Annotated in this window: 4 protein-coding genes, 2 pseudogenes and 1 other annotated feature; of the genes and pseudogenes, 4 read left to right on the top strand and 2 right to left on the bottom strand. The window is 38.2% G+C overall.

All coding sequences use genetic code 11. The annotated features are described in order from the left end of the window. From fabH to AC1DJR_RS21210, 4 genes and pseudogenes are all read left to right on the top strand, one after another. Positions 1-419 (top strand): annotated as a pseudogene (fabH, locus tag AC1DJR_RS21225) (beta-ketoacyl-ACP synthase III); the annotation flags it as partial. A 31-nt stretch (positions 420-450) separates the two neighbouring features. After that, entirely contained in the window at positions 451-1,329 is an 879-nt protein-coding gene (locus AC1DJR_RS21220; RefSeq protein ID WP_477003441.1) for a beta-ketoacyl synthase N-terminal-like domain-containing protein, read from the top strand. A 115-nt stretch (positions 1,330-1,444) separates the two neighbouring features. Continuing rightward, the gene (locus AC1DJR_RS21215) at positions 1,445-2,236 is read left to right on the top strand and encodes a DUF2268 domain-containing putative Zn-dependent protease (protein ID WP_477003440.1); all 792 of its coding nucleotides are present in this window, start codon (positions 1,445-1,447) and stop codon (positions 2,234-2,236) included. A 140-nt stretch (positions 2,237-2,376) separates the two neighbouring features. Beyond that, entirely contained in the window at positions 2,377-3,123 is a 747-nt protein-coding gene (locus AC1DJR_RS21210; RefSeq protein ID WP_002030367.1) for a YjbA family protein, read from the top strand. 264 nt (positions 3,124-3,387) lie between these two features. On the opposite strand, the gene trpS is transcribed toward AC1DJR_RS21210, so the two are convergent. Continuing rightward, on the bottom strand, positions 3,388-4,377 hold the full coding sequence (gene trpS, locus AC1DJR_RS21205; RefSeq protein ID WP_429687350.1) for a tryptophan--tRNA ligase: 990 nt from the start codon (positions 4,375-4,377) through the stop codon (positions 3,388-3,390). 74 nt (positions 4,378-4,451) lie between these two features. Next, positions 4,452-4,669, bottom strand: a binding site (T-box leader). A gap of 104 nt (positions 4,670-4,773) precedes the next feature. Continuing rightward, positions 4,774-4,897 (bottom strand): annotated as a pseudogene (locus tag AC1DJR_RS21200) (DUF3899 domain-containing protein); the annotation flags it as partial.

Raw genomic sequence — 4,897 nt, 5'->3', positions numbered from 1 at the left:
GGAAAGGTGTACTTTCTTTTGAATTAGGAGCGGACGGAAGTGGCGGTAAGCATCTTTATCAAGACGAGTATGTTATGATGAACGGCAGAGAAGTCTTTAAATTTGCTGTTCGCCAACTTGGTGATTCCTGTCTTCGCGTGTTAGAAAAAGCGGGACTTACGAAAGAGGATGTGGACTTCTTAGTACCACATCAAGCGAATATTCGTATTATGGAATCTGCAAGAGAAAGATTAAATTTACCGAAAGAAAAAATGAGTATGACAATTGAAAAGTTCGGTAATACATCGGCTTCTTCAATTCCAATTGCAATGGTAGAGGAATTGCAAACTGGACGTATTCAAGATGGTGATTTAATTATACTAGTCGGTTTTGGCGGCGGGTTAACATGGGGAGCAGTAGCTCTTCGTTGGGGTAAATAAGGACTGAGAGAAAAAAAGGAGTGTATTTTGTATGGAAAAAAAGAGGGTCGTAATTACAGGGCTAGGAGCTGTTACACCGATCGGAACAGATGTTGAAACAGCTTGGGAAAACATTAAAAACGGTGTATCCGGAATCGGACGACTTACAAGAATAGATTCAGAACAAATTCCTGCAAAAGTAGCAGCAGAAATTAACGACTTTGAAGTCGAAAAATATATAGATAAAAAAGAAGCGCGCCGTATGGACCGCTTTACGCAATATGCAGTAGCAGCAGCGAAAATGGCAGTTGCGGATGCGAAGCTTGAAATTACAGAAGAAAATGCACCACGCATTGGTGTATGGGTTGGTTCTGGTATTGGTGGTATGGAAACATACGAAGAACAATTTAAGATTTTTACTGAAAAAGGTCCGCGCCGCGTGAGCCCATTCTTCGTACCAATGATGATTCCAGATATGGCAGCAGGTCAAGTGTCAATCGCTACAGGAGCGAAAGGAATTAATACTTGCTCTGTAACAGCTTGTGCATCTGGAGCAAACTCAATTGGTGATGCGTTTAAAGTAATCCAGCGCGGTGATGCTGATGCGATGATAACAGGCGGAGCAGAAGCGCCATTAACAAGTATGGCATTCGCTGGGTTTAGCTCAGCGAAAGCATTAACATTCAATGAAGATCCAGCAACGGCTTGCCGCCCATTCGATAAAAATCGTAGTGGTTTCGTAATGGGTGAAGGATCAGGAATTACAGACGGAGTAATTCCTCCGACGATTAACTATGAAACACCAGATCCAGAATGTGATTTAGATTACGTACCAAATACAGCGAGGCATCAAGAAGTGCGAGCTGTATTAAGTAATTCATTAGGATTCGGTGGTCATAACGCAGTATTAGTATTTAAAGCATATAAATAATATGTACAATAAGGTGTCTTTTCGTAAAGTATTACGAAAAGACACCTTATTTATTTTTTATCACCTTTACGTTCCTTTCTTTTTTGCATATATATAAGAAAAGGAGGGATGAAGGTTGGGGGTTGTTGAAACGGCAGAATGGTTACATCTGTATTATGGACGTCCAGAGAAGCTTTGTGAGAAATTTACAAAGTATATTCCATTACCAAAAGAGAGACTGTATCGCTTTTTAATCTCTAAAGGTATGTATCGCCCAGTAATGCGGGGGGAGCAGGAAATTAAAGAGTTAGAGAAGAAAGAAATTTGGAAAGAACTTAGCATGGAGTATGAAAAATTGAAAGGTTGGCTAAAAGGTCCAGATGTCCCTATCTTTATTTTATTATCAGATTCATACAATCGAACTATACAAGAGGAATATAACGGGAAGGCTGGCTTATCTATGCGTCACGTTATTTTCTTATTCRTATGTGGRCGTAATTCAGTAGAGGAACTAAAAGCTTTATTAACGCATGAATACCATCATATATGTAGGTTACATCAAATTGAGACGAAAGAAACAGAGTATACATTACTTGATACGATGATTATGGAAGGGTTAGCTGARCAAGCTGTGTATGAAAGGTATACAGAAAAAAGATGTGCACCGTGGACTACTTACATTTCAAAAGAAGATGCTATTTATTATTGGAGGAATTCAATACAAGAACGAATAGGCGTAAAGAGAGGTACGAGGGAGCATGATGTTTTATTAAATGGACTGCACTCGTATCCGAAAATGCTTGGCTATGCACTTGGATTTCATATTGTGAAAGATTGTGTAGCATTTGAAGGAGAAAATACACTTTCTTTATTATCTATAGATGCGAAAGAAATATTGAATAAAGCAAATACATTTCATGTTTCATGAAAAACAGGGGAGCTATCTCCTGTTTTTTAATATTATAGAAGAAAAAATAATAATTAGAATATATTTCCTCAAGTGGAATAAAGTTAAGCAAAACTGAACATAATGATTGGTACAAACAGTAGTGAAGTGAGGGGTAGTGAATGTTATATCTACATGATGTATGGGTAAATTGGTTTGAAGGTGAAGAGAATGGGTATAACGTTTGTCATTTTTACGAATGGCGGAAAGATGATACGATTGAGCTATTAGATCAAGTGCCATTATTAAAAGTAGATGCCACATTATATCATTACATCGAGAACGAATTATTAGAGCTTCCGCAAAAATTATTGGAAGACGTATATCATAAGGCTTATATTCGTAAAAATCAYGAACGTTTGCAACAAGAATATTGTTTTGTAGTTACAGATGGAAAAGGAATTATTGCGATTGATTCAATCGGCTATAATGTGCCAATTAGAAAAAGTAGGCTTATACCGCGTCAAGAACAGATGGTATATGAGATGGTAGAGAATGTGCAAGCAGAAAAGTATGAGTTCCAAGTGGAAGAGATTGAAAAAGAACATCATATTTTATCGCCGTCGCCTTTCATTATGAATGGCCTAACTCGTAAAGAAAGACAGTTAAAACAATTATTATTTATGGCATTAGATCAATTACATACAACGAAAAATCCAGCTGAAATTCGCTATTGGTTCACAGAGTGGGATCCATCAGCGTACGGAATGGTCCAACATATGGAGTTTGAAGATGTTTGGGCTAAACTTTATGATGAAGCGAAAACTGGATGGTCTGAGAAGCACGAGCAATTATGTGAGCGCCTTGTAAAAGGACAGCCGTTTTTTGAAAAGTTATGGGAAATGGAAAATGAGCAGAAGGTAAATTAAAAAAACCGCCAATTGGCGGTTTTTTTTATGGAGGTGACAAGAATRTTCAGTGGCTTCGCGCCTTCCTRCGAGGCAAAACMCGCCTCTACGTCAGGAACTCCATCCTCCTCACATTCTGAACGAGCCGCTTCCGCTTTATAAGAAATCCAGCTCCGGCTCCTAGCCTTTCGCGTCTAAGAACCTTCCCCACGAGAAGGTAAAAAGCACCTTCTGTGGGGAAGAACCTTATCCGTCAGGGCTAAGCAGTCGCCTCCGCTTTATAAGTTACCTACGTTTTCTACTTAATCCCATTGCGTTTTCTACTTTACGTAGTTGTTTGAATGCAATGCGGTTTGCTTTTTCTGCACCTTTGTCTAGAATTTCGTCTAGTTCTGGTGAGTTGATTAGTTCGTTATATTTGTCTTGGATTGGACGAATTGCTTCTACGACTACTTGTGCTAGGTCGCCTTTGAAGTCTCCGTATCCTTTTCCTTCGTACATTGCTTCTATTTCTTCAACTGTTTTTCCAGAGAATGAAGAGTAGATTGTTAATAAGTTAGAGATTCCAGGTTTGTTTTCTTTATCAAATTTCACGATACCTTCAGAATCAGTTACAGCACTTTTAATTTTCTTTTCAATTGTTTTTGGTTCATCAAGCATACTGATCATTGCTTTTGGATTCGGATCAGATTTACTCATTTTTTTCGTAGGTTCTGTTAATGACATAACGCGAGCTCCTACTTTTGGAATACGAATTTCAGGAACAGTGAACACTTCACGGAAGCGTTTGTTGAAACGCTCTGCTAGGTCGCGTGTTAATTCCATATGTTGTTTTTGATCATCACCAACAGGTACGATTTCAGTGTTGTAAAGTAAAATATCAGCAGCCATTAATGGTGGATACGTTAGTAATCCAGCTGGAACTGAATCTCTACCAGAAGATTTATCTTTATATTGCGTCATACGCTCTAATTCTCCAACGTAAGCAACTGATTGCATAATCCATCCTAGTTGAGCGTGTGCTGGTACTTCTGATTGTACAAATAAAGTAGCTTTTTCAGGATCGATGCCACATGCTACATAAAGTGCAGCAAGACTGCGAATGTTTTTACGAAGTTGTACGGGATCTTGAGGTACTGTAATCGCATGTTGGTTTACAATACAGAAATAACAGTCGTGTTCATTTTGAAGCTCTGTAAATTGCTTCATAGCTCCTAAATAGTTTCCAAGTGTAATCGTTCCACTCGGCTGAATACCAGAAAAGATAACTGACATAAGTAATTCCTCCTAAATTTGAATGCGTGATGGGGAAGAGAAGGCATACAAAAAAGCCCATTCATCCCAAATTACATAGGGACGAATGGACCGCGGTACCACCCTAATTATTTCACWRCTGTGAAATCTCTCAAGATCCATAATAACGTCTGGATATAACGCCAAAGCCTACTACTTTCGGTTCGGTTTGGTGCTCAAAAGCCCATTCCATACTGTACAATTACTTGTTCACACCAGCCACAAGCTCTCTGAAATTGCCCCAATATGTACTCTTCTTTATCATCGCATACATATAAATTTATTTATTGTTAACTGAGCCCTTTTATATGAAAGGACTAAAGTTTTATAACAAAATGTTTTGCTGATTATTATATCATATGGAATAGTGTTTGCAAACTACATCAAAATAGTAAAGCTAATGAGGATCGAGAACAACCCAAGTACGATACCGGTAATACAAATCGGATACGTCCATTTGAATGAATATGTTTTATAAATACGTTCTTTCTTATCGATAGGT

The organism is Bacillus sp. 05T31 (assembly GCF_056396725.1).
Note: the sequence above shows the minus strand (reverse complement) of the source record. Positions and strands in the feature narration are given on the sequence as shown.

What these genes read in the sequence shown, in the direction of transcription:
- AC1DJR_RS21220 (WP_477003441.1), top strand. Translation starts at nt 451, where the DNA reads ATGGAAAAAAAGAGGGTCGTAATTACAGGGCTAGGAGCTGTTACACCG.
- trpS (WP_429687350.1), bottom strand. Translation starts at nt 4,377, where the DNA reads ATGTCAGTTATCTTTTCTGGTATTCAGCCGAGTGGAACGATTACACTT.